Raw genomic sequence first — 25323 nt, forward strand, 5'->3', positions numbered from 1 at the left:
ACTGCGTTGTCGTGTCACTGTCGGCTTGCTTACAGTTGAACCTCGATCGCGTAAACTTCCGCCGCGGACCGAAATGCCCGAGATGGATCAGAACCGCCCTTGGTCTCCGGGTGAAGTCGAGGCATGATCTGGCTGTGAGGAACGCGTCGGACTTGCACTTGTCCTTGTGGAAACAGGCGCTCGGCGCCGTGCCGGATCATGTCTGGGATCGGACGAATCTGCAATCGCTCGTACTGGCCGACAATCGCCTAGTGGAGATCTCGGACAGGGTCGGCGAGCTACGCGCCCTGAGAACGCTGGACCTGGGCCACAACCTGTTACGGCAGGTTCCGGCTGCGCTAGGCGAACTCGTCGGCCTGAGCGACTTCCTGTACTTGCACGACAATGCGCTGAAAGAGCTTCCGTCGTCGTTGGGGCGACTTACCCGGTTGCGCTACCTCAACATCAGCGCAAACGAATTCGAAAGACTGCCCGACGCGGTTACCGAGATGTCAGGACTTCTCGAACTTCGCGTAACCGACAATCGCCTGACGACTCTGCCGACGACCATTTCCAAGTTGACGCGGCTGCGTGAGCTGCATCTCAGAAACAATAGCTTGACCCATTTGCCGGAAGAGATCGGTTCAATGGTGGAGCTGCGGCAGATCGACTTGAGAGGGAACCCTGTCGCCGCCTTGCCGGAAGCGCTGCTCAAGCTTTCACGTCTCGAAAAGCTTGACCTGCGCTGGGTGACGACGATCTCACGCCCGAACTGGTTCGCTGAGCTCGAAGAACGAGGTTGCGCGATTTACCTGTAACGCTTGCGTTTGCAACGTGCACTCTGATCACAAGCTGCCGTCTCGAACGCCTGAGCGCCATGGCCGTTGTACCGCAGACAGCCGCCGGCTTGCTGCGCCGCGCAGGTCAGAGCGATGGGGTCGAATTCGGTCGTGACCTCCTGTTCGTTGATTTGCCCGACGAGCAGCGTCCCTGCCTTTCATGCAACGAAATCGGTCTCCGCCGACCCCCGATCGGCGCTCGCCGGAACGGCGCGTTTCGTCAGCGACTTCAATATCATCGCTCATTTCAAGAGCTTCGCGCAAAAATAAACTACTTCCGAAAATCAGCAGATCATGTCTATGCTCCCTTCGTTCCGGTCCGGATGAGGGGCGTACGCGTCGTCACGAAACGTTGGGCCGGCAATGCGGTGGACGTGAGGGCATCAGCGCGCTTCATGCGCGGACGAATGATGCGCTTGCGGACGTGAAGTCGCGTGGTCCTGACACCCCGAAGCTGGTGTCCCCGCGGCGGCGAGCGAGAAGCGCGTCGTCGCGCACGGTGGCCAACAAGCCCGGTGCACCGAGGAGATCGCGTATAAGCGTTAAAACCGCCGCGCAGGGAATGCCGGATGAACCGGCTTTGCCTGTGGTACCTGCCGCCTGCATTTTTTTCGCAGGCGGGCCATGGGTGAGGCCCTCACCCGGCATTCCCTGCGCCCTCATCACTATCGAGGGCGAATGCTTTCCGCATCCCCCGGGCGCGACCGCGCCGCGGGACCGCGTGTGCATGCCCGGCTGTTTGACTGGTTGGTAAATGAGATCAAGCTCGTAGCTGCGCCACTCCCCGCTCGCCGCAGCGAGGACGTTGATGGGCAATCTGTCTTGGGCGGCGATCTCGGTCTCACCCTCCCCTGGAGGGAGAGGGTGACAGCAGGACTCGTTGTTCGGACCTACCCGTCCGTCTGGTCGTCGTGCTCGGCCTGCGACAGCTCGGCGAGGGCGAGGTCGCCGGAATCGGCCATGCGCGCCTTGGCGATGGTCCGGACATGCGCGGCCAGCGCCGGCATCCGCGCGATCAAGGCGTGGAAATCCTGCGCGTCGAGCACCAGCAGCCGGGTCTTGCGTGTCGCCGTCACAGTGCCCGAGCGCTTGGTCCGATGCAGCAGCGCGATCTCGCCGAAGAACGTGCCGTCGGCGAGCTTGACGCATTGCGTCGGCAGCTCGATCTCGACCTCGCCGGCAGTGATGAAATACATCGAGGAGGCGGCATCGCCGCGCCGCACCAGCACCTCGCCGGACTCGATCGTGCGCGCGCGCAGCAGCCGCATGATGTCGGCGATTTCGGACGCCGAAAGATGCGAGAACAGCGGCACCCGCGCCAGCATGCCCCAGGTGACGACGAAGTCGCGCCGCTTGATCTCCTCGGCGAACGCGGTCGAGATGATCGCGACCGGCAGCGCGATCATGGCAAAGCCCCAGATGATCGCGAACACCGTGATGATGCGGCCGAGCGGCGTCACAGGCACGACGTCGCCATAGCCGACGGTGCCGAGCGTCACGATCGCCCACCACATCGCATGCGGGATGGTGCCGAACTTGTCCGGCTGGACGTCGCGCTCGACCGCATAGAGCAGCGAGGCGAACAGCAGCACCGCGCCGGCCAGGATGACGAGGCAGCCGATCAAGATGCGCCGCTCGGCCTGCACCGCCGACAGCAGCGAGCGCAGCGCCGGCGAATAGCGCACCAGCTTGAGGAACGGCAGCACGATACACACCGCTTCCAGGCTGCGGTCGCCAAGCACGAGCGCAATCGCGGCCGGCACGAAGGACAGGAGGTCGACGACACCGAGCGCGGAGAAGGCGTAAGCGAAGCGATCCTGGCGCGGCGACTGCCGCCGCGGCATGTGGCCGGCGACGCTCCAGAGACGGGCGACATACTCCGCGGCGAAGACGATCAGCGCGCCGATCTTGATCGCGCGCAGCAGTCCGCCAATGGCGGCCGCGATGTCCGGGTCCGATGCCAGCACCACCGCCAGCACGTCGAGCGTGATGACGAGCACGATGAACTGGACGACGCGCGAGCCGTGCGTGCTCGGCAGATGGTCGTGCTCGAGCAGCTCGTACAGCCGGTCGCGCAGATCGGGATCGCGAACGCTCTCGCCCGGCCCGAGCGGCGGCACGATCAGCCGGCCTTGCCGATCGCGCTCTCGATCGCGGCCAGCGCGGCCTCCGCCTTGCCGCCGTCGGGGCCGCCGGCCTGGGCCATGTCGGGACGGCCGCCGCCGCCCTTGCCGCCCAACGCCTCGGACGCGGCGCGCACGAGGTCGACCGCATTGAAACGCGCGGTGAGATCGGCGGTGACGCCGACCACGACGCCGGCCTTGCCGTCCTCGGTGACGCCGACGATCGCGGCGACGCCCGAGCCGAGCTGCTTCTTGGCCTCGTCGGCCAGCGACTTGAGATCCTTCATCTCGATGCCCGAGACGGCGCGGGCCATCAGCTTGATGCCGCCGACGTCGCGGATCCCGGCGGGAGCGCCGTTGCCGGTCTCCCGGCCGCCACCCATGGCGAGCTTCCTGCGCGCGTCCGACAGCTCACGCTCGAGCTTCTTGCGTTCCTCCATCAGCGCGGTGATGCGCGCCGGTACGTCCTCGACCGTGGTGCGCAGCTCGGCCGCGGCGGCCTTGGCGAGCGACAGATTGTGGTTGGCATGCGCGCGGGCGCCGCGAGCGGTCAGCGCCTCGATGCGGCGGACGCCGGACGCCACCGCGCTCTCGGAGGTCACCGCGATCAGGCCGATGTCGCCGGTGCGCCTGACATGGGTGCCGCCGCACAGCTCGACCGACCAGCCCATCGCGTTCGAGCCCTGCTCGCGCGCGACGTTGCCCATCGAGACGACGCGGACCTCGTCGCCATATTTCTCGCCGAACAGCGCGCGGGCACCGGCCTCGCGGGCATCGTCCAGCCCCATCAGGCGGGTCGTGACCTCGGCATTCTCCAGCACGACGTCGTTGGCGATGTCCTCGACGCGGGCGAGCTCCTCCGGGGTGATCGGCTTCGGATGGACGAAGTCGAAGCGCAGGCGGTCGGGCGAGACCAGCGAGCCGCGCTGGGCGATGTGGTCGCCGAGCACCTGGCGCAGCGCCTCGTGCAGGATATGGGTCGCCGAATGGTTGGCGCGGATCGCCGAGCGCCTGCTGTGATCGACGTCGAGTTGCAGCGCGGAGCCGAGCTTGAGCGTACCCTGCTCTACCGTGCCGATATGCGCGAACAGGTCGCCGGCCTTCTTCTGGGTGTCGGTGATGCGGACGCGGACGCCGTCGCCGGTCATGAGGCCGGTGTCGCCGACCTGGCCGCCGGATTCGCCGTAGAACGGGGTCTGGTTGAGCACGATGACGCCGCTCTCGCCGGACTTGAGGCTCTCGACCTCGGCGCCGTCCTTGACCAGCGCGGTCACTGCGCCTTCGGCGGTCTCGGTCTCATAGCCGAGGAACTCGGTGGCGCCGAGCTTCTCGCGCAGCGGGAACCAGACGGTCTCGGTCGCAGCCTCGCCGGAGCCGGCCCAGGCCGCGCGCGCCTTGGCGCGCTGGCGGTCCATGGCGTCGGTGAAGGAAGCCTGGTCGACGCTGATGCCGCGCGACTTCAGCGCGTCCTGGGTGAGATCGAGCGGGAAGCCGTAGGTGTCGTACAGCGTGAAGGCGACGTCGCCGTCGAACATGTCGCCCTTCTTCAGAGTGGCAGACTTCTCGTCGAGGATGGCCAGCCCGCGCTCCAGGGTCTTGCGGAAGCGGGTCTCTTCGAGTCGCAGCGTCTCCTTGATGAGCGCCTCGGCGCGGATCAGCTCCGGATAGGCCTGGCCCATCTCGCGGGAGAGCGTACCGACCAGCTTGTGCATCAGGGGCTCGCGGGCGCCGAGCAACTGGGCGTGGCGCATCGCGCGGCGCATGATCCGGCGCAGCACATAGCCGCGGCCTTCGTTCGACGGCAGCACGCCGTCGGAGATCAGGAACGACGAGGCGCGGAGATGATCGGCGATGACGCGGAGCGACGCCTTCTGCGGGCCCTGCGGGTCGGCATTGGTGAGGTCGGCGATGGCGCGGATCAGGGCGACGAACAGGTCGATGTCGTAATTGTCGTGCTTGCCCTGCAGCACCGCGGCGACGCGCTCCAGGCCCGCGCCGGTGTCGATCGACGGCTTCGGCAGCGGATTGCGGACCCCGCCCTCGAGCTGCTCATATTGCATGAACACGAGGTTCCAGATCTCGATGAAGCGGTCGCCATCGGCCTCCGGCGAGCCGGGCGGGCCGCCCCAGATCTTGTCGCCGTGGTCGTAGAAGATTTCCGAGCACGGGCCGCACGGGCCGGTGTCGCCCATCTGCCAGAAATTGTCCGAGCCGGCGATCCGGATGATGCGGGATTCCGGCAGGCCGGCGATCTTCTTCCAGAGCCCGAACGCCTCGTCGTCGTCGATGTAGACGGTCGCGGTCAGCTTGTCCGTCGGCAGGCCGAACTCCTTGGTGACGAGCTTCCAGGCGAGCTCGATGGCGTTCTCCTTGAAATAGTCGCCGAACGAGAAGTTGCCGAGCATCTCGAAGAAGGTGTGGTGGCGGGCGGTGTAGCCGACATTGTCGAGGTCGTTGTGCTTGCCGCCGGCGCGCACGCATTTCTGCGACGTGGTGGCGCGGTTGTAAGCGCGCTTCTCGACGCCGGTGAAGACGTTCTTGAACTGCACCATGCCGGCGTTCGTGAACATCAGGGTCGGGTCGTTGCGCGGCACGAGCGGCGAGGACGGCACGATCTCGTGGCCGTTCGCGGCGAAGAAGTTGAGGAAGGTCGACCTGATCTCGTTGACGCCGCTCATAGCAATCCAATCGAAGAAGTCCGGGAATTCGGCGGTGATGCTTTTAGACAAGGGGACTTCGCGTGTCCAGAAACTGTGCAGAAACATCATGGGCTTGCTGCACGGCTCCTAAAGCTGGTTGAAAGCCCGAGTGACGCGTTGACAGCCTGCGCGGGCTGGTGTTTGGTCCGGGACATAGACGACAGTCGCGTCGGGAGAGACCGGTCTTCTGAGGTTCTGGTTGAACTTCAAGGGTCGGCGCCGAAGGAGCAACCGCCCCGGAAACTCTCAGGCAAAAGGACCCTCGCGACTGCAACTGCATCTGGAAAGAGACGCTGGCCGGGCTTTGACCGGACCGCGTCCGCCGACGGGATAATACTCTCAGGCACAGCGACAGATGGGGCTTCGGTGGCGTTTTTCGGGACTGGTCCCGAGGAACCGCGCGAGGACCCCTGATCGATGGCTGAACCGGCTGCCCCCCTTTCTTTGAAGCGAACGCCGCTCCATGCGCTGCATGTCAGCCTTGGCGGCAAGATGGTGCCCTTCGCAGGCTATGAGATGCCGGTGCAGTACGCCCCCGGCGTGCTCAAGGAACACCTCCATACCCGCAGCGCGGCCGGACTGTTCGACGTCTCCCACATGGGCCAAGTCGCGCTGGTGCCGAGATCCGGCAAGGTGGCGGATGCCGCAGCGGCGCTGGAGCGGCTGGTGCCGCAGGACATCATCGGCATCCCGGCAGGCCGGCAGCGCTATGCCCAGTTCACCAACGCCGACGGCGGCATTCTCGACGACCTGATGGTCGCAAATTTCGGCGAGCACCTGCTGCTGGTGGTCAACGCCGCCTGCAAGGACGCCGACATCAAGCTGCTGCGCGACGGGCTGTCCGACGTTTGTGACGTGCAGCCGCTGACCGACCGCGCGCTGCTGGCGTTGCAGGGGCCGAAGGCTGCGAGCGTGCTGGCGAAATTCTGTGCAGAGGCCGAGGGCATGCGGTTCATGGATGCGGGACCGCGCATGGTCGACGGGCTCCCCTGCTACGTCTCCCGCTCCGGCTATACCGGCGAGGACGGCTACGAGATCTCCGTTCCCGCCGACAAGGCCGAGCAACTCGCCGAAGCGCTGCTGTCGGACAAGGACGTGCTGCCGATCGGGCTGGGCGCCCGCGACAGCCTGCGGCTCGAGGCTGGGCTCTGTCTCTATGGCCACGACATCGACACGGCGACGACCCCGGTCGAGGCCGCGCTGGAGTGGTCGGTGCAGAAGGTCCGCCGCAGCGGCGGCGCCCGCGCTGGCGGCTTCCCGGGCGCTGACAAGATCCTTGCCCAGTTCGATGGCGGTGCGACACGCCGCCGCGTCGGCTTGAGGCCCGAGGGACGCGCGCCGGTGCGCGAGGGAGCTGCGCTGTTCGCGTCGGCCGATTCAGCCGAGCCGGTCGGCCGGGTCACCTCTGGTGGCTTTGGCCCGACGCTGAATGCTCCGGTCGCGATGGGTTACGTGCCGACCTCTCTCTCTGCGCTCGACACCCCGTTGTTCGCCGACGTGCGCGGCCAGCGCCTGCCGCTGCGCGTCGCCGCCATGCCCTTCGTTCCCAACACCTACAAGCGCTGAAGGACGTCCATGACCACGCTCTACACCTCCGACCATGAATGGCTCAGCATCGATGGCGACACAGCCACCATCGGCATCACCGACTATGCGCAGGCCCAGCTCGGCGACGTCGTGTTCGTGGAGCTGCCGCAGGTCGGCCGCGCGCTGAAGAAGTCGGAAGCTGCCGCCGTGGTCGAGTCGGTCAAGGCCGCCTCCGACGTCTACGCGCCGATCAGCGGCGAGGTGGTCGAGGTCAACCAGGCGATCGCCGACGAGCCTGCGCTCGTCAACACCGACGCCGGCGGCAAGGCCTGGTTCTTCAAGCTCAAGATCGCCGACCGGGGCGAGCTCGGCGGCCTGATGGATGAGGCCGCCTACAAGGCGCATACGGCGTGAGACGTGCGGTGCGGCGATACTCACCACTGCCATCGCCCGGCTCGACCGGGCGATCCACTACGCCGCGCTCTCTCCGCCTGATCTCACCATCGATGTTTACTGGATGCCCCGCCTTCGCGGGGCATGACGAGGCATAGAGGATTTGCTCATGACCACGCCGCTCAAGCCGCTCGATGATGCCGCCACCAGCTTCGCCCGCCGCCATATCGGTCCTTCTCCCCGCGACGTCGCGGCGATGCTGGAGACCGTCGGCGCCAAGAGCGTGGCGGAGCTGATGGCGCAGACGCTGCCCGGCACGATCCGGCAGACGGCGCCGCTCACCCTCGAGCCGGCGCTGAGCGAGCCCGAAGCGTTGTCGCATATGCGCGCACTGGCGGCGCGGAATCAGGTCTTCACCTCGCTGATCGGCCAAGGCTATTCCGGCACGCTGATGCCGGCGGTGATCCAGCGCAACATCCTGGAGAACCCGGCCTGGTACACGGCCTATACGCCCTATCAGCCGGAGATCAGCCAGGGCCGGCTGGAGGCGCTGTTCAACTTCCAGACCATGATCTGCGATCTCACCGGGCTCGACGTCGCCAATGCCTCGCTGCTGGACGAAGCCACGGCGGCGGCGGAGGCCATGGCGCTGGCCGAGCGGTCGGCACGGACCAAGACCAAGGCGTTCTTCGTCGATCAGGATGTCCACCCGCAGACGCTGGCGGTGCTGCGCACCCGCGCCGAGCCGCTCGGCTGGCAGCTGATCGTCGGCGACCCGGCCAAGGATCTGGACAGCGCCGAGGTGTTCGGCGGCCTGCTGCAATATCCGGATACGACGGGCGCGCTGCGCGATCCGCGCCCCGCGATCGCCCGGCTGCACGACAAGGGCGCGCTCGCGATCCTCGCTGCCGACCTGCTGGCGCTGACATTGATCGCCTCGCCGGGCGAGCTCGGTGCCGACATCGCGATCGGCTCAGCGCAGCGCTTCGGCGTGCCGATGGGCTATGGCGGACCGCATGCCGCCTACATGGCGGTACGCGATGCGCTGAAGCGCTCGCTGCCCGGCCGCATCGTCGGCCTGTCGGTCGATTCGCGCGGTGCCCCCGCCTATCGGCTGGCGCTGCAGACCCGCGAGCAGCACATCCGCCGCGAGAAGGCGACCTCGAACATCTGCACGGCGCAGGTGCTGCTGGCGGTGATTGCTGCGATGTACGCGGTCTATCATGGCCCCGACGGGCTGAAGGCGATCGCCCGCACCGCGCATCGACGGACCGCGGTGCTGGCTGCAGGGCTGCGCAAGCTCGGCTTTGCGCCGGAAAGCGAGACCTTCTTCGACACCATCACCGTCGAGGCCGGCGCCAAGTCCGATTCGATCATCGCCCGCGCGGAAGGCGAGCGGATCAATCTCGGCCGCGACGGCAGCAGGCTGCGGATCGCGCTAGACGAGACCACGACGGCCGATGTCGTCGAAGCCGTCTGGCGCGCATTCGGCGGCGACCTCTCCTACACGGCGATCGAGGCGGAAGCGCGCGAGGCGCTGCCGGCCGAGCTCAAGCGGCAGCGGCCGTACCTGACCCATCCGGTGTTCCACGCGCATCGCTCCGAGACCGAGATGCTGCGCTACCTGCGCAAGCTCGCGGACCGCGACCTCGCGCTCGATCGTGCGATGATCCCGCTCGGCTCCTGCACGATGAAGCTGAACGCGACCACCGAGATGATCCCGCTGACGTGGCCGGAATTTTCCAGCCTGCACCCGTTCGTGCCGCGCGCGCAGGCGGCCGGCTATCACACGATGTTCGCCGATCTGACCGACTGGCTGTGCCGGATCTCCGGCTATGATGCCGTGTCGCTGCAGCCGAACTCGGGCGCGCAGGGCGAATATGCCGGCCTCCTGGCGATCCGCGGCTACTACGCCGCCCGCGGCGAGGGCCACCGCACCATCTGCCTGATTCCTTCCTCCGCCCACGGCACCAACCCGGCCTCGGCGCACATGGCCGGCATGGAGGTGGTCGTGGTCGGCTGCGATGCAGGCGGCAATGTCGATCTGGCCGATCTCAAGGCCAAGGCGGAAGCGCATAGCGCCAAGCTCGCCGCCATCATGATCACCTATCCCTCGACGCATGGCGTGTTCGAGGAGCACATCCGCGACATCTGCGACATCGTCCATGCCCACGGCGGACAGGTCTATCTCGACGGCGCCAACCTCAATGCGCAGGTCGGCCTCTCCAGACCCGGCGATTACGGCGCCGATGTCAGCCATTTCAACCTGCACAAGACGTTCTGCATTCCGCATGGTGGCGGCGGCCCGGGCATGGGGCCGATCGGCGTGAAGGCGCATCTGGCGCCCTTTCTGCCCGGTCACCTTGCGACCGATGGCGCGAGCGCGCATCCGATCGGGCCGGTCTCGGCGGCGCCGTATGGCTCCGCCTCGATCCTGACCATCTCCTACATCTACATGCTGCTGATGGGCGGCGACGGCCTGACCCGCGCCACCGAGATCGCGATCCTCAATGCCAACTACGTCGCGGCGCGGCTCGATGCGCATTTTCCGGTGCTCTACCGCAACGAGCGCGGCCGCGTCGCGCATGAATGCATCATTGATCCGCGGCCGCTCAAGCAGAGCAGCGGCGTCACCGTCGACGACATCGCCAAGCGGCTGATCGACTACGGCTTCCATGCGCCGACCATGAGCTTCCCGGTGGCGGGCACCTTGATGATCGAGCCGACGGAATCGGAGTCCAAGGCGGAGCTCGACCGCTTCTGCGACGCTATGATCGCGATCCGCCAGGAGATCGCCGAGGTCGAACAGGGCCGCTTCGGAATCGAGGCCTCGCCGCTCCGCCACGCGCCGCACACGGTGCATGACATCGCCGACGACGATTGGAACAGGGCCTACCGGCGCAGCGAGGGCTGCTTCCCCGCGGGCACCTCGCGCACCGACAAGTACTGGTGCCCGGTCGGCCGCGTCGACAACGTCTACGGCGACCGCAATTTGGTGTGCTCATGCCCGCCGGTGGCGGACTACGCCCAGGCGGCGGAATAAGCCTCCTCACGCATGCTCCAAGGGATCGGGCGCCACGGCTCGCGACAATCAATGACGTGAGGCGTGCCAGGGTCCGGAGCGATGAGCACCGCATGCCAACGCCAGAGATTGGCGTTGACCAATTCGGTGCCGCCCCACCAGCGCCAGATCGGATTATGGCTGCTGAAATCCTCCTCGCCGGCGAGGATTGCCTTGCCGAGCGGTGTCAGCGACAGCGTGCTGGCCCTGTAGCGCTCGAGGCGTTCACGGCTGTCGTGCATCTCGACCGAGAATGGCGATTCGGCGAGGCCCGAAATTGCAGGCACCGGCGCGAGCGCCAGACCGTCGAGCAACGTGCCTCCTTCCCAATAGTCATAGACGCGCCGTTGAAAGCGATCCCGATGATGCGGCAACAGGTCGAACGGGTGCTGATAGCCGGCTGACAGCAATTCGAGGATTCTCAGCTCCGACGCTCCGAGGCCCGTCGCAACACCGGGAAGCTCATCGAGCATCTCCTGCACGCAGCGGCGAAGCTGCGGCAGTGCACTGAGATCCTGCTTCAACAGATCGAACCAGGCTTGCGGCGTCGGCGCCCGAAACGCCCGCCATGCCAGATGACCCAGGTCGAGATGCTCACGTGCGAGCTCTACGCCGGCAATGGTCCGACCGGCGAGTCGCCCGGCCGGGGCATCGAATAGCGGTACATCGACATGCCGCAATACGATCTTCGTCGCGATCTCCGCGTGATGGCGCAGATAATCCAAGAGCCAGATCAGCACCAACTGGTCATTCGGACGGGTCCCCATCCACAGCTCGACGCTATCGCAGCGGTCAACAAGTTCGAGAAAACTGTGATTCCGCCCGCCGGCCGCCATGACGTCGCTACGCGAGGCGAAATCCAACCAATGCCCCCGCTTCCGTCGCGTGGTGCGCTGGACGAGATACGCCGATAATTCGGCATCGGATGGCAGCGGTCCCCACACGAAACGATGGAGAATTGGCACCACCAGGTCGGCAAAGCCGCCCCTCCGAAGCGCTCCGGCGCTCGGATCATCGGCCGCTAGAATCAAACGCGTCATGCTGTTGGCTCCGGCACGGCCCGATTGCCTCAAGGCGCTATCAACATATTCGCGATCGGCTCCCGGCGCCCAGGATCGGCGTCGGAAATCCCGGTGCCGCCGCGCGGATCCGGTCCGCTCGTCCGCGCACGCGCTTTCAGTTATTCGCGTTGAAGATCGTATCCGGCGCTCAGAAACGCCCACTCGCTGCATTCGGGAATGCAGCAGCCGCAGATTTCGGCAGAGCACCACACATCTGCAAACGGGCGCTGGAACGTCGGCAACTCAACGTCCACGGCGCCCGCCGCCGCCGTACCCCTACTCTTCCGCCGGCTCCTCACCGTCGGCGTCGCGCTCGGCATTGCCGGCCAGGATCTGCTCGGCGATCAGGCCGGAGTTCTGGCGGATCGCGGCTTCGATCTTGGCAGTCATGTCCGGATTGGCCTTGAGGAACGATTTCGAATTCTCGCGTCCCTGCCCGAGACGCTGGCTATCGTAGGAGAACCAGGCGCCGGACTTCTCGACGATGCCGGCCTTGACGCCGAGATCGAGGATCTCGCCCATCTTGGACACGCCCTCGCCATACATGATGTCGAACTCGACCTGCTTGAACGGCGGCGCCAGCTTGTTCTTCACCACCTTGACGCGGGTGGTGTTGCCGATCACCTCATCGCGCTCCTTGATCGCGCCGATGCGACGGATGTCGAGGCGCACCGAGGCATAGAACTTCAGCGCGTTGCCGCCCGTGGTGGTTTCCGGCGAGCCATACATCACACCGATCTTCATGCGGATCTGGTTGATGAAGATCACCATGGTGTGGGATTTGTTGATGGAAGCGGTCAGCTTGCGCAGCGCCTGGCTCATCAGGCGGGCCTGCAGGCCGGGCAGCGACTCGCCCATCTCACCCTCGAGCTCGGCCTTGGGCACCAGCGCCGCGACGGAGTCGACGACCAGCACGTCGACCGCCCCCGAACGCACCAGCGTGTCGCAGATTTCCAGCGCCTGCTCACCCGTATCCGGCTGCGAGATCAGGAGCTCGTCGATGTTGACGCCCAGCTTGCGCGCATAGACCGGATCGAGCGCGTGCTCGGCATCGATGAAGGCGCAGATGCCGCCCTTCTTCTGCGCCTCGGCCACCGTGTGCAACGCCAGGGTGGTCTTGCCCGACGATTCCGGCCCGTAGATCTCGACCACCCGCCCTTTTGGCAGCCCGCCGATCCCCAACGCGATGTCGAGCCCGAGCGAGCCGGTCGACACCGTCTCGACATCCATCGAGCGGTCGTTCTTGCCCAGCTTCATCACCGAACCCTTGCCGAACTGACGTTCGATCTGGGACAGCGCAGCAGAGAGCGCCTTACTCTTATCCATTGAGGAACCTTCGACGATACGCAGGGCGGTGGCGGACATTGGCGCTCCTTATGGCGGGGATTCGCGAGATGGACAAACGGTTAACGAGGTCGGCCAGCAATCTTGAGGTGAATGTACTCCATCCGTTCTTTGTTCGCAATATGTTCTTCTCAACAATCATCGCTCTCAGCCCCCCTGACAACCGCGGGGACACGCCTGCCACTCGAGGGCCGGCGCGCAGTCCACCGAGCAGCAGCGAGGGAGCGCTGCCCGATCAGCGCGCCCAGAAGCGAAGTACGGGGTGCTGGATGACGGCGACCGCGAAAGGATCCTGATCCGGCTGGAGGCGGAAGCCATGTGCGCGAGCGGCGCAGCCGCCGACCGGCGATCGCGCGGATGATGACCAGCCTGTCCGAGCGCTCCAACCTCGCCCACCGCGCCTGCGGCAGACATCAACTCAATTATAAGTTGTTAGTGTCGTCCCGGCCGTGCCCCATCATCCTGCTGGTCCTTCTCTATGAGCCTCGCACACCGCTTCCAATTTTCGGGACCAGCATGACCGGATCCAACAAGGAACAGACCCTCACGTTGTGGCGCCCCGTTGGCCCAAAGGAGCTTGCCTTGATCGAGGCGTTGGGCATGCGTGCGTTTCCGCCGCGCCTTCCTGAGCAGCCGATCTTCTACCCGGTGCTGACCGAGGACTATGCCGTGAAGATCGCACGTGACTGGAACGTGCCGGCGAGCGGCCGCGGCCATGTGCTACGCTTCGCGATCCTGCGAGGCTTCATCGACAACTACGAGGTGCGCGAGGCCGGCGGCCGCGAGCATCTCGAGTACTGGATTCCCAGCGAAGACCTCGCCGACTTCAACGCCGCGATCGTTGGACCGATCGTGCTCGTCAGGTCTTTCCCTTGAAACTACCAAACTCCTACACGCGTGCGTAGATCGCACATTCCGGGGTTCTCCTGACAGGAACGAAGTTCCCTCGCCTCTTCTGCTTTTGTTCGGCTCATCGTGCGTGCAGGCGCACGGTTTCGATGCAGATGCGCATGCAATGCTCGGCCGCGCGCAAGCTGTATCCAGCCAGAAGTTCCGCAACAGAAGCGTCCGCGGATCTGCCGCGGCTTTCTGAGGCGGAATGGCACCCTGCGTTCCGACCGGAGCAATGGCCGGCGCGCGAACAGCTCGACGGCCGCCATATGACGAGCGACAGATGAAACGGCGCCCGCCAGGACGCTGTCTCGTGCCATGCCAGACGGAGCCACGAGAGCCGTTCGCGCAGCCCCCTATGACCGGGCGAATGAGTGGGCCGAATGGAAGCCGGCGTGATCCGCATCACGCAGCACGCGGCGCTCACGACATCTTCAAGCCACAAACCATTGTCATAAACTTTGGGTTGCGTTATAGAATCATGGTTGTCGTACGTCTGAGCAAATTTTTGATCAGCCCCGGATTTGTTTGTTCGTTGCGATGATGGTCGCCGCACATTGTCAGTGGTGTATCGCCTTTGGTGTATCGCCCGTGGTGTGCCGTCGACCGATCCCTTGCAGCCTGCCAGCTACAACATTTGCAGGCTCCGTCACCCGTAGGCGCCCGGCCCTGAAACCATCCGCGCCGAAAGAAAGCCCCGGACGACGTCCGGGGCTTTCGACGTTGATAGCTCCGCTCGGGATGCATCCCCCCCGTCATTGTCGTGATGTCGAGGAACGGATCGCTTGCGTTGCGCTTCATATTGGCGATGACAAGAGATGACGTGACGTGCCCGTCCTGCAGGGCCGGCCTTCAAAGGATCGAGCTTCACTCGCAGCAAGGCGCCGCGGGAGAGAGGCGTTGTCCGGCTTGCGATGAACTCTTGGAAATGGTCGACGGCGCGACGCAGATCGCCTACCGACTGACAGTCGTGCCGGAACGGATCTTCGATCACAGCTAGGCGCGCGTCCCACGGCGATTGATCGAGATGGCAACCTTGATCTGACGCAAGGCACGCCTACAAGTTTCGCACTAATCTAACTACGTCATTGCCGAACTGCCCTCGCTGGGAAGCTACGACGTTGACGCCGAGCCTCGGACCGCGGCGGTCCGAGGCTCATTCGTTGGCCCGCAATCCGCCCGATTGCGCCGCACATCCCCAACGGCAATCAGCTCAACCGAGCGGACAGCGCGACCGACCGTATTTTACCGGAATTGATCCGAGGGGGTTTTGCGCTTCCATTTGCGATGCGTACATCAAACCCAGCGGCCTGGGGCGGTCAGGGCTCACCGGTTTTGCAATGCCGCTCTATTTCTTTCGTATCCGTAACGGCCACTTCTCAGGCGCGTCCGAGTATGGGACCGAGTGCGCCGACCGCAACGCAGCCTGGAAAGAGATGACCACCGTCTGTGCCGACATGGCCAGCAGCATCTCGCGCAAGCTCGCCGAAAACTCCGAATGGCAGATGGAGCTGCTCGACGAGGCACGGCAGCCGGTCTTCCGCATCCGGATCGTCGCCGAGTCGCTGGATCAGGCCTGACGGCTCGCCACACCTCTTGTAGATCGTCACAGACGAGAACCACAACCGAAGCCTGTGGCCGGCGAGGTGACTGCGCGTCATTTCGCCAGCCGAGCTTGATCCAGATCAAAATGCCTGTCTGCATCCTGGCAGACATTTAAATTTGTATGGGTAATCTGATCTTCAAATGTCCGCGAACGGGGATGAACGTGCAGCATTGGCTGGAAGAGCCGAAGCCCGGCGATCCCGCGTACGCCTATGAAACCGTGGTCTGCAAGGCCTGCACGCGGCTTCATTTCATCAATCGCGACACGCGCAAGCTTCTCGGCGAGAAGGAATGAGGCGCTAGCCGGAATGATTCAATCGGCGCTGGGAAGCCGCCGCATCGTGAACTCGATGGCCCCATCGGGAAGCTCGCGCCAACTTTCGACGGCGCTCATGTAGCCGGCCTTGGGATAGCGGGTCAGATAATCGCGGGCCTTGGCGCGCGCTTGCTCGCGCGGCAGCGTGAACGTGTCACGAACGTAGCCGTCGCGAACCGGGCCCGCGCTCTTCTTCTGGCGCCGGGCCGCCATCCGGCTGGCAATGTCTCGAGGACGCATCCCCATCGACGAACTCCAACGCGCTGCCACACCGTCAATATAGACGGGGCCGCGAGGAATCCGAGTCCGCAATCGGGCAAGCGGGCCCGGGAGGGTCAGAGCCCGCCCGACCCGAACGCGATAAATCTCAGTTGGTGCTGCCGACAGCCTTCGGCTTCTTGGCCGCGGTGGTCTTCATGGCAGGCGCCGCCTTGGGCTGCTCCGCCGCCCGGACGTTGCCCCAGGGATCGGCGCTCGTCTTGGCGTCCGGAATCTTGCGCATGGTGTCCTTGTAGGCCTGCTCCCGCGCCGCTTCGGCCTCTTTCTCCTCGGGCGACTTGGAGGGACCGTCGGCGAGAAGGTTGATGTTGGGCATCTGCGCCATTGCGGGAACCGCCCAGCCGGCCAGCACGGCGACCGCCATCGTCACGATCAGCTTCTTCATTGGTTACTCCCCGGTATAGGCGCCTTATACCATCGCTTCGCCATGCGCCAAGCCCGCGGCACTGTGCCGGAACGGTGGCCCGCAGGTCGAGATGTTCACGGCCGCATCGTCTGCGCGCACCTGCCGTCTGTTCCACGGTGTGCCCTCATCATAGTTTTCCAACTCCGGCCTTTTCAAGCCGCCGCTCTGCGGCAACATTCCGGCGGCTCCGCCGATCGCGGCGAGGCAAGTCGATGCCAAGACAAATCGATGACACGATCATGGAAGGACCCCCGCGCGTGCCGAACGAGACCCTGAACTTCACCACCGACGACGCGAGGCGCATCCTCGATGACGTGTTCGCGCCCTGGATCAAGGATCTTGGCTTGATCGTCGAGGACATCGCGCCGTCTCCGCAGGGCGAAGCCGGCGCCATCCTGCGCATGCCGTTCTCGCCGCGGCTCTGCCGCGACAATGGCGTCGTCTGCGGCCAGGCGCTGATGGCTTTTGCCGATACCGCGATGGTGATCGGGATGGTCACCGCGAGCGGCGGCTACCGGCCGATGACCACTGTCGACCAGACCACGCATTTCATGCGCGCCGTTGCCTCCGCTGACGTGCTGGCGGATGCGCGCGTGGTGCGGATGGGCCGCACCATGAGCTTCGGGCGGGTCACACTGACCAGCGCCAGCGATGGCAAGCCGGTGGCCATGGTGTCGAGCGCCTTCGCGATGCTCTGATCTGCGGCCTCTCTGATCCGCGGCCCGGCGGGGGGGTTAACGAAACATGAAGGCGACGGCCCGGGCTTCGCAGGCCGGATTCATCTGATCGAAACGCGAGACTGATTTATTTTAGGTGCTTTTGACGCGAAAGGTGACGCCATTCGGCACCGGGTTACAGGCCATGAGCGAGACGAGTGACAAGCGCATTGCACCGAGGCATCGGGTGCTGAAGCAGGGCAGGCTGGCATTCGACGGCGGCGGCGCGGTCGATTGCATGGTCCGCAACATGTCCGACACCGGCGCCAGGGTCGAGGTGGTCAGCCCGGTCGGTCTGCCCGAAGCCTTCACGCTGGTGATCCCGGCCGACAAGTTCACGCGGCGCTGCCACGCAGTCTGGAGCCACGACAAGCGGATCGGCGTGGCATTCGACTGATAGCGGCGCGGCGGGCTAGACCCGCCGCAGGCGCCATCGCCACAACGTCACCAACAGACCGACCAGCACCCCGACCGCGAGCAGGGCGCCGGCGGCGAACCGTCCGCCCGGACGATCAATCGTCCGTGACCACAGCGAGGGCCTTTCGCCATCGCGCGCCAGCCGAAACGCCACGACGCTGTCGCCGAGCGATGTGCCCGCCTCCGAATGGCCGCCCGATGCGATCACCACGAATTGCTCGCCCTTCCATTCATAGGTCATCGGATTGGCGATGCCCGGCGCCGGCAACCGGCCCTGCCAGAGCTCCTGACCTGAGACAGCGTCGAAGGCGCGCAGATAGGCGTCCATCGCGCCGGTGAAGACGAGGCCGCCGGCTATGACCACGACGCCGTTGACGAGCGGCGTGCCCCACTTGAACGCCAGCCCGAGCGGCGCGCGATCCTCGGTGGTGCCGACCGTCGAGCGCCACAGGATCCTGCCGGCCTTGAGATCGACCGCGACCATTTCGCCCCATGGCGGCCGGTTGCACAACAGGCCGAGCCTGGACATGGCGACCACCCGCGTCACCGCGAACGGTGACCCGCGCTGCAATCCGAAATCGACACCGCGCGGCGGCGTCATCCGGTCAGCTTCGGCGCGCGGGATCAGCCTGACGATGTGGATGGCGCGGCTGATATTGGCGTAGAGGATCTGGTGCACGGGATCGAACGCCACGCCGCCCCAGTTCACGCCGCCTCCGGTCATTGGAAACAGCAACGCGCCCCGGGTCGTCGGTGGCGTGTAGAGACCATCATTGCGCAACGCCGCGAGCTGATCGTCACAGGAGGAATCGACGACGCGCGGCACGGCCCTGAAGACCTCTGCCACTTCGAAGTGCTGATTCAGCAGCGGCGGCACATGGGTCGGGAACGGCTGCGTCGGCGACAGAACCTCACCTTCGACGGCGCCCTGCGGCACCGCGCGCTCCTCCACCGGCCAGATCGGCGCGCCGGTGTCGCGGTCGAGCACGAACACGAAACCCTGCTTGGTCGGCTGCATCACGACGTCACGTGCACCCTGCCCGGTCTCAATCCGCGCCAGGGTCGGCTGCGCCGGCAGATCGTAGTCCCAGACGTCGTGATGCGTGGTCTGAAACGACCAGGCCAGTGCGCCGCTCTCGATCCGCAGAGCGACCACGGAATCGGCGTGCCTGTTGTCACCCGGACGCGCACCGCCAAAGAAATCCGGACTGGGCGAGGATGTCGGAAGGAACACGAGGCCGCGCACCTCGTCGACCGACATCGGCGCCCAGACGTTCGCATGTCCCGCCGCGATGCCGTCATGGATCAGCGGATCGAAACGCCAGCGCAGCTCGCCGGTGCGCGCATCGAAGCCGTGGACCGTGCCTTCGGGCGCATCGACCCGCACATTGTCGCCGATCGATGAGCCGACCACCACGACACCCCTGCTCGCCACCGGCGCCGAGGTGATCTGGAATTCGCCCGGCCACAGCAGGTCCTTGGCGATGTCGATCCGCACTTCACCGTCCGCTCCGAAGCCGGCGCAGGGCTGCCCTGTCCGGGCATCGAGGGCGATCAGGCGGGCATCGACCGTGCCCATGAACAACCTGCTGCGGCACGCCGCGCCGGCCGGCGCCCGCTCGTCCACCCAATAGGCAACGCCGCGGCAGGCATAGCGATTGGCCGGGCGCCGTCCGTTGCCGACCTTGGGATCGAAACGCCAGCGCTGAACGCCGGTGCCGGGATCGAGCGCCACCACCTCGTTGAACGGCGTGCAGAACACCAGGCTGTCCTCGACCAGGATCGGCGTCGCCTCGAACTTGGTCCGCAAGGCGGCCGCGGGCGGCCGGCTCTGCAGATCCCCGGTGTGATAGTCCCAGGCAGGCACGAGCCGATCGACATTGGAAGGCGTGATCTGCGCCAGCGGAGAGAACCGCGTCCCACCGGCATCGCCGCCCCAGTGCTGCCAGGAGACGGCCGGCGCCACCATCAGTTGGCTCCAGATGACGACCGCGCAAACACCCGCTCGACGCAATGACATGGACCTCTTCCTCCCGCAAACTGCATCCGAGGCGACGCAGCCGGGCCATGAAAGCAGCCTTCGCAGGCGGATCGAGCGGGATGGGACGGGCGGCGGCATCCGCGGGACGAGTGGTGGTGGGCGATGACGGATGGCGGAACCGAGAGGATGACCCGAACGAACCTCTCAAACGTCAGTGGCCGCCCCTGCGGACGGCCACATCGATGCGCAGAGGTCAGCGAGCTTCAGTAGCCGTAACCACGCCGTGTCGGATAGCTCTGCGGAGCCCGCCCATAACCACCGCCATAGCCACCGCCGATGCCGATCCCGATACTGACCGGCGGCGCCACGCGCACCGGCGGTCCATAATACTCGCGCGGCGGAGGCGGCGGCGCATAGACGACGACATCATCTGGGTCGCGACGGGGTGTGCGGCTGGCGCGCCTGGGCGGATCCTCGTCGCGCTTTCGGGCCGGCTTCTCTTCGACCCGCTTCTGCGTCTCGGACTTCCGGCCCGGCGGAGGCGTCTGCGAGCATGGACAGGTGGGACCAGCCGCGGCAACGGCCGGCACGACCGGCGGGGTTGCCGGAGCGGCGGCCGGGATCGCTGCGTTGGCGGCCGCCACCACCGGCGTCACCACAGGCCGGTTGCGCAAGCGCTCGATCAGCTTGCGCGCGGTCGCGGTCAGGTCGCTGTTCGGATAGCGGTCGAGAAAGCCCTGATAGGACGCCACCGTATTGATCAGCACCGCCTCGTTCCAGGCTGCCATCCTGTTGTGGAGGTCGAGCCATTCGCGCGCCTGCGGGCCATAGGGCGGCGCGGTGTAGAGCGCCACGAAGGCCTCGTACGCCTCGACGCTGCCGTCGCCGACGATGATTTCGTTGGCGGCCTCGATCGGCTTGCCCTGCAGGTTGCGCTTCCATTCGTCGACGCTGCGCTTGGCGACGACCGGCCGCGGGCCGGCATTGGCAGCGCCCGCATCCGCCGACACCACGAAGCGAAAATCCTCCGTCAAGGACGACGAATCCCACGGCGTCTGCCGACCCTCGGTGACCTTGTTCACCGCGACGCGCACGCGCTTGAACGCCTGCTCGATCGGAAGGCCCGGTTCCCGCGCCGCCTGCAGCAGCGCCGTGGTGTAGGGGCTGTTGGCGCCGGTGCCATCCTCGGCTTCTGCGCCAGGCGAGGTCGAGTAGGACAGGAACGTGCCCGGTGCTCCGGTCTTGGTGTCCACCAGCGCAAGGCCGCGGCCCGCGTTCTGACTGATGGCAGGAAACGGATTGTTGCGGCAGGCATCGAGCAGCAGGATGCGCATCCGGCTCGGCACAGAATTCAGCGTGTTCAGGAGATCGTTGAGACGCACGGCCTGCAGCGGAATGTCGGCTTCACGTCGCGGATCGACGTCGACGGGCACGAGATAGTTCTCGCCATCGATCTGCAGGCCGTGGCCGGCATAGAACACCAGCGCGACCGTGTCGGGTCCCTTGGCCGCGATCTTGGCGGCAAAGTCGCCCACCTCCCTGTTGAGGTCCCGCTGCGACAGATCGGCGGCCATCGTCACCTCGAACCCCGCCTCCCCCAGCATCTGCGCCATGACCTTGGCGTCGTTGGCGGGATTCGGCAGCGGCGTCACCGAACGATAGGCCGACTGCCCGATCACCAGCGCCAGCCTGCTGGTTTCGGCCAATGCGGGAGTGAGGCCGGCAAACAGGCCGCCGGCGAGCAATGCAGCCCTGAGAGCGTGCCGAAACATGGGACCTCCAATCTGCTCATGGCGTGCCTGTTGGTCGGGCCGGTTCGTGACCCGGTTCATCCCGACGGGCACAATCCGGTGAGCACGATGCCGCACGGCCGGCGCCGTTCGCGCCCTTGCCGCCCGCGGCCGGACATCGTTGCTGCACGAGATCCCCGTAGCAATGCCGCGATCGCTGGCTAGCGTGCGCGCCGCAATGGGGGCGATGAGACATGCGGCGGATTGCGTCACAGGTGGGGCTGCTCTCGGCCCTGCTTCTGGCCGGCTGCGCCGCCGACAGCAATGCGCGCCTGCCGGCCTTCATGCGCGCCAAGGCGCCCGCGCCGCCGCAACCCGAAGCCGCGCCGGATGTCGCACTTCTGGTGCGCAAGAATCTCGACATGATCTTCGTCGCAACGACGCTGCCGCGCGATCTCGAGGCCACATCCGCCCGACAGACCGATGCCGGCGATACATGGACCGCCTGCGTGCGGGCCGGAATCATCTCGGTGAGCGGCGCCACGCTCCGGCGCCAGACCTATCGGCTCACGATCAGGCACAACGAGATCATCGACCGGCGACGCGCGGCGTCCGCCGACGGCTGTGTTTCTGAAGATTACAAAGCCGTCCTGCCGACGAAGTGATTTTGACCCGAAGGCGATCTGGATCCGCCACGTCGACTGGAACTCGCCACGCCAGTTGGCGTGCTGGAACGGGCTACCGCATCGGTTGCGGATTGTTAGTTCTTAGCTAACGCAATTCCGCAACCGCACAGCGAACGAATGGCTCAAATTTAACGATTCCTGCGGAACATCTGGTTCGCAAAAGGCGCGGAATGACCCTGGACCTGGCTTTCCATGAACGTTCACCTCGTCGGCGATGACACGGCCAAGCTCGCTCTGCTTCGCGGCATGCTGGCCGAGCGCTGCTCGCTCACATCTGAACTGATCGGTGACGCCGACTTCAAAGGCGGAGACATCGACGCGATCGTCGTGGCCGCCGATCTGCGCCGCGTCGACAACATCACCGCATTGAAGGAGATCTCCGACCGGCTCTCGCGTATTCCGCGGCGGATCTTCCTGACCAACAACAAATCCCGTCTGTCGACGGTCCAGGCCTATGCGCTCGGCGCGACGAGCGTGCTGTCGAGCATGCCGAGCCGCAATCAGTTGCTCGGAAAGCTGCTCGATGTGCGCCCCGGTTCTGCGGCCAAGAGCATCGCGGTCGACGGCCGACAGGCCGCATTTGCCGGCGCGTCCTGCATCGCCTCGATGTTTGCAGCCGTGCTGGGCGGTGCAGCGATCGACGTCGAGGAGACCCGGCGCGCCGGCAAGCGGATTGCCGAATGCATTGCAGAAAACGGTCTGTCCGATTGGCTCGCCACCGTTCGCCGCCATCACGAAGGCACCTATCAACACTGCCTGCTCGTGACCGGCATCACCGTGGATTTCGGCTTGAGCCTCGGCGTCCACAGTTCCGATCTGGAGCGTCTCTACATGGCCGCGATGTTCCACGACATCGGCAAGGCCAAAATCCCGCTGACCATTCTCGACAAGCCGGGACGGCTCGACGTCAAGGAACGCACGCTGGTGGAAACCCATCCCGTGGCCGGCTACGAAGCGCTGAAGGACAACGCAGCGATCACCGACGAAGTGCTCAAGGCGGTGCGCCACCATCACGAATTTCTCGACGGCAGCGGCTATCCCGATGGGCTGATGGCCGACAACATTCCAGATCTGACACGCATCCTCACCATCTCCGACATCTTCTCTGCGCTGATCGAATATCGCAGCTACAAGCCGGTGATGACGCGCGAGAAGGCCTATGAGATCCTCCAGGAGATGGAGGGCAAGCTCGAGAAGCCCCTGATCGGCGCCTTCCGCGAGGTGGCGCTGATCCGCTGATCGCAGCCGGCGATAGGCTGAACCGGCCGTTAACGCATCGATTCGAATTGTCTGCCAACGTCAAGTGTCTCTTGTCAGCTTTGCGCTAGTGTCGCCCGCGGTGCGGGTTGTCCGCGCCGCGAGGGGACCATCGGGACGTGGCCGAGATCATCGATCGCGCGATTGCGACTGCTTCATCGACGGCAAGGAACCACCAGGCCGATCCGCTCGCGTGCGTGCGCGCCGCCCACCTGGTGCCGCTCGAGACCGTTTCACCGCAGGCATGGCAGGATCTCGCGGAGCGTGCGCGCGAGCCGAACGGCTATTACCTGCCCGGATGGGAACGCGCGGTGAACGCCACCGCGCGCGGCCGCACCGGAACATCGGCGCTGTGCGCATGGGACGACGATCAGCCCTCGCGTCTCATCGGCCTGATGCCCACGACCTCCCTATGGCATGCCTGCAGGCTTCCACTGCCCGCGCTCGCCAGTGGCCATCCCTACGGCACTTTGTGCACGCCGCTGCTCGACGCAGGGAGCGCGGAGCCGGCTGCGGCGCAGATGCTCGACGGAGCGCGACGAACAGGCGCTCGCGCCGTGCTGCTGCGCGACATGTCGCTGGCAGGCTCCGTGATGCAGGCTTTCGACGCGGCCCTTCGTCGCAGCGGCCTGCGCCCGCGCATGCTGCATTGCTATGAAAGAGCCTTTCTCGATGCGACCGGGGACGCCGACCAAGTGCTGCATGACGCGCTCGGCGCCAAGAAGCTGAAGGAGTTGCGCCGCCTGCGTCATCGGCTGGCCGAACATGGCGCGGTTCGCTTCGAGGTCGCGCGCTCCCCCGGCGACGTCTCCGCTGCGCTGGAGACGTTTCTGGTCCTGGAGGCGAGCGGCTGGAAGGGACGCCGCGGCACTGCGCTGATCCAGCACGACGGCGACGCGGCGTTCATCCGACGCGCGGTACCGGCGCTTGCGCAGCACGAGGCCTGCGAGATCATCAGCCTCCGGGCGGGCGACACCACCGTCGCCGCGGGCGTCGTGTTGCGCCATCAGGACCGCGCCTTCTTCTTCAAGCTCGGCGTCGACGAGCGCTTCGCGAAATACTCGCCCGGTGTCCAGCTGACGCTCGACCTGACACGGCACCTTTGCGCGGATCCGAAGATCAACGCCGCCGATTCCACTGCCGGTCCCGACCATCCCATGATCAACCCGATCTGGCGCGAGCGCCTCGCCATCGGTGACGTGCTGATCCCGCTCTACGCGCGCGATCCGATCGTCGAGCTGATCCACGCTGCGTTGACGGCACGACGCGAAGGCCTGGCCATCGCACGTCGCGCCGTGCACGCGATCCGCGCCATCCGAAAGCGCCGGCCGACTACTCAGCCGCCTCGGCGTTGACCTCCGCCGACACCTGCCGGATGGCACGGGCCAGCATCTGCGGATCCTGCGCACCGGAGACGGCGTATTTCTGCGCGAAGACGTAGGTCGGAACTCCGGAGATGCCCTTCTCCGCGGCCTCCTGCGCCTGGGCAGAGACCAGCGCCACATCCTCGTCGGTCGCCAGCATCTTGCGGACCACCTGGGCATCGAGCCCGCAATCCGCTGCGGCCTGCACCAGCACATCGATATCGGTGAGATCGCCGCCGTCGCGGAAATACAATTCCATCAGCCGCTGCTTCATCTCGGGCGCCCTGCCGATCTCGCCCGCCCAGCGGATCAGGCGATGACAATCGATCGTGTTGGGCTGACGGGCAACACGATCGGGATGATAGCTCAGCCCCTCCTGCTCCGCGGCCGCCACCACGCGGCCCGCGATGCCCTTGTAGGCCTCGACCGATCCGAACTTGGTCGTCAGGTACTGCTCGCGGCTGATGCCCTCGCGCGGCACCCAGGGATTGAGGAAGAACGGCCGGAAATTCACCTCGACCGGGACGTCCGGCACGAGCTCCAGCGCATCCTCGATGCGCTTCTTGCCGATGTAGCACCAGGGACAGACGACGTCGGAGACGACATCAATGATCAGCGGCTTCAAGGTGCTCATGCGCCTCGCTCCAGG

21 protein-coding genes and 1 riboswitch are annotated in these 25323 nt (G+C 65.7%); of the genes, 12 read left to right on the plus strand and 9 right to left on the minus strand.

The annotated features are described in order from the left end of the window. Positions 1 to 158 precede the first annotated feature (158 nt). On the plus strand, positions 159 to 797 hold the full coding sequence (locus QW868_RS12270; RefSeq protein WP_315756524.1) for a leucine-rich repeat domain-containing protein: 639 nt from the start codon (positions 159 to 161) through the stop codon (positions 795 to 797). Positions 798 to 1708: 911 nt separating this feature from the next. On the opposite strand, the gene QW868_RS12275 is transcribed toward QW868_RS12270, so the two are convergent. Together QW868_RS12275 and alaS are read right to left on the minus strand one after the other, a co-directional pair. After that, on the minus strand, positions 1709 to 2938 hold the full coding sequence (locus tag QW868_RS12275; protein ID WP_315739936.1) for a cyclic nucleotide-gated ion channel: 1230 nt from the start codon (positions 2936 to 2938) through the stop codon (positions 1709 to 1711). A gap of 2 nt (positions 2939 to 2940) precedes the next feature. Then, entirely contained in the window at positions 2941 to 5619 is a 2679-nt protein-coding gene (gene alaS, locus QW868_RS12280; protein WP_316230687.1) for an alanine--tRNA ligase, read from the minus strand. Between the two features lie 181 nt (positions 5620 to 5800). Then, positions 5801 to 5912, plus strand: a riboswitch (glycine riboswitch). Between the two features lie 145 nt (positions 5913 to 6057). Here alaS and gcvT point away from each other — a divergent pair. The 3 genes from gcvT to gcvP all read left to right on the plus strand — a co-directional run bounded on the left by gcvT (position 6058) and on the right by gcvP (position 10603). Next, entirely contained in the window at positions 6058 to 7206 is a 1149-nt protein-coding gene (gene gcvT, locus QW868_RS12285; protein ID WP_316230662.1) for a glycine cleavage system aminomethyltransferase GcvT, read from the plus strand. 9 nt (positions 7207 to 7215) lie between these two features. Then, positions 7216 to 7581: a glycine cleavage system protein GcvH gene (gene gcvH / locus QW868_RS12290; protein WP_315812641.1), complete on the plus strand. Its 366-nt coding sequence runs from the start codon at positions 7216 to 7218 to the stop codon at positions 7579 to 7581. Between the two features lie 148 nt (positions 7582 to 7729). Continuing rightward, on the plus strand, positions 7730 to 10603 hold the full coding sequence (gene gcvP, locus QW868_RS12295; protein WP_316230663.1) for an aminomethyl-transferring glycine dehydrogenase: 2874 nt from the start codon (positions 7730 to 7732) through the stop codon (positions 10601 to 10603). Here the strand turns inward: gcvP and QW868_RS12300 are convergent. Beyond that, complete coding sequence (locus tag QW868_RS12300; protein WP_316230664.1) at positions 10582 to 11661, minus strand: DUF1835 domain-containing protein; 1080 nt, start codon at positions 11659 to 11661, stop codon at positions 10582 to 10584. The two genes, gcvP and QW868_RS12300, sit on opposite strands and share 22 nt — an antisense overlap. 297 nt (positions 11662 to 11958) lie before the next feature. Continuing rightward, positions 11959 to 13047 (minus strand): recombinase RecA, encoded by a 1089-nt coding sequence (recA, locus tag QW868_RS12305; protein ID WP_315739908.1) that lies wholly within the window; start codon positions 13045 to 13047, stop codon positions 11959 to 11961. Positions 13048 to 13608: 561 nt separating this feature from the next. Between recA and QW868_RS12310 the strand changes: the two genes are divergently transcribed. The 3 genes from QW868_RS12310 to QW868_RS12320 all read left to right on the plus strand — a co-directional run bounded on the left by QW868_RS12310 (position 13609) and on the right by QW868_RS12320 (position 15817). Then, positions 13609 to 13902 (plus strand): hypothetical protein, encoded by a 294-nt coding sequence (locus tag QW868_RS12310; protein WP_316230688.1) that lies wholly within the window; start codon positions 13609 to 13611, stop codon positions 13900 to 13902. 1355 nt (positions 13903 to 15257) lie between these two features. Then, positions 15258 to 15497, plus strand: a complete 240-nt coding sequence (locus QW868_RS12315) for a DUF6894 family protein (RefSeq protein ID WP_012045383.1) — start codon at positions 15258 to 15260, stop codon at positions 15495 to 15497. A gap of 182 nt (positions 15498 to 15679) precedes the next feature. Continuing rightward, positions 15680 to 15817: a hypothetical protein gene (locus tag QW868_RS12320; RefSeq protein ID WP_315739909.1), complete on the plus strand. Its 138-nt coding sequence runs from the start codon at positions 15680 to 15682 to the stop codon at positions 15815 to 15817. A gap of 18 nt (positions 15818 to 15835) precedes the next feature. Here the strand turns inward: QW868_RS12320 and QW868_RS12325 are convergent, their stop codons facing one another. Both QW868_RS12325 and QW868_RS12330 read right to left on the minus strand, forming a co-directional pair. Then, positions 15836 to 16084: a hypothetical protein gene (locus QW868_RS12325; protein ID WP_316230665.1), complete on the minus strand. Its 249-nt coding sequence runs from the start codon at positions 16082 to 16084 to the stop codon at positions 15836 to 15838. A 121-nt stretch (positions 16085 to 16205) separates the two neighbouring features. After that, complete coding sequence (locus QW868_RS12330) at positions 16206 to 16502, minus strand: hypothetical protein (protein WP_315739911.1); 297 nt, start codon at positions 16500 to 16502, stop codon at positions 16206 to 16208. Between the two features lie 260 nt (positions 16503 to 16762). On the opposite strand from QW868_RS12330, the gene QW868_RS12335 reads away from it, so the two are divergent. Beyond that, a complete protein-coding gene (locus QW868_RS12335; protein WP_316230666.1) occupies positions 16763 to 17221 on the plus strand; it encodes a PaaI family thioesterase in 459 nt (152 codons plus the stop codon). Between the two features lie 163 nt (positions 17222 to 17384). Further along, on the plus strand, positions 17385 to 17636 hold the full coding sequence (locus QW868_RS12340) for a PilZ domain-containing protein (protein ID WP_315716061.1): 252 nt from the start codon (positions 17385 to 17387) through the stop codon (positions 17634 to 17636). A 15-nt stretch (positions 17637 to 17651) separates the two neighbouring features. On the opposite strand, the gene QW868_RS12345 is transcribed toward QW868_RS12340, so the two are convergent. Together QW868_RS12345 and QW868_RS12350 are read right to left on the minus strand one after the other, a co-directional pair. Then, positions 17652 to 19625 (minus strand): pyrroloquinoline quinone-dependent dehydrogenase, encoded by a 1974-nt coding sequence (locus tag QW868_RS12345; RefSeq protein ID WP_316230689.1) that lies wholly within the window; start codon positions 19623 to 19625, stop codon positions 17652 to 17654. 275 nt (positions 19626 to 19900) lie between these two features. After that, positions 19901 to 21409, minus strand: coding sequence for a caspase family protein (locus QW868_RS12350; RefSeq protein WP_316230667.1), 1509 nt, complete (start codon positions 21407 to 21409; stop codon positions 19901 to 19903). A 212-nt stretch (positions 21410 to 21621) separates the two neighbouring features. On the opposite strand from QW868_RS12350, the gene QW868_RS12355 reads away from it, so the two are divergent. From QW868_RS12355 to QW868_RS12365, 3 genes are all read left to right on the plus strand, one after another. Continuing rightward, positions 21622 to 22032: a hypothetical protein gene (locus tag QW868_RS12355; RefSeq protein ID WP_316230668.1), complete on the plus strand. Its 411-nt coding sequence runs from the start codon at positions 21622 to 21624 to the stop codon at positions 22030 to 22032. A gap of 213 nt (positions 22033 to 22245) precedes the next feature. Continuing rightward, positions 22246 to 23292: an HD-GYP domain-containing protein gene (locus QW868_RS12360; protein WP_316230669.1), complete on the plus strand. Its 1047-nt coding sequence runs from the start codon at positions 22246 to 22248 to the stop codon at positions 23290 to 23292. A 137-nt stretch (positions 23293 to 23429) separates the two neighbouring features. Then, positions 23430 to 24665, plus strand: a complete 1236-nt coding sequence (locus QW868_RS12365) for a GNAT family N-acetyltransferase (protein ID WP_410051292.1) — start codon at positions 23430 to 23432, stop codon at positions 24663 to 24665. On the opposite strand, the gene QW868_RS12370 is transcribed toward QW868_RS12365, so the two are convergent. Continuing rightward, positions 24643 to 25308, minus strand: a complete 666-nt coding sequence (locus QW868_RS12370; RefSeq protein WP_315770492.1) for a DsbA family oxidoreductase — start codon at positions 25306 to 25308, stop codon at positions 24643 to 24645. The genes QW868_RS12365 and QW868_RS12370 overlap by 23 nt on opposite strands. Positions 25309 to 25323: the final 15 nt, after the last annotated feature.

It is taken from the genome of Bradyrhizobium sp. SZCCHNR1051, assembly GCF_032489615.1.
Classification (GTDB): Bacteria; Pseudomonadota; Alphaproteobacteria; order Rhizobiales; family Xanthobacteraceae; genus Bradyrhizobium.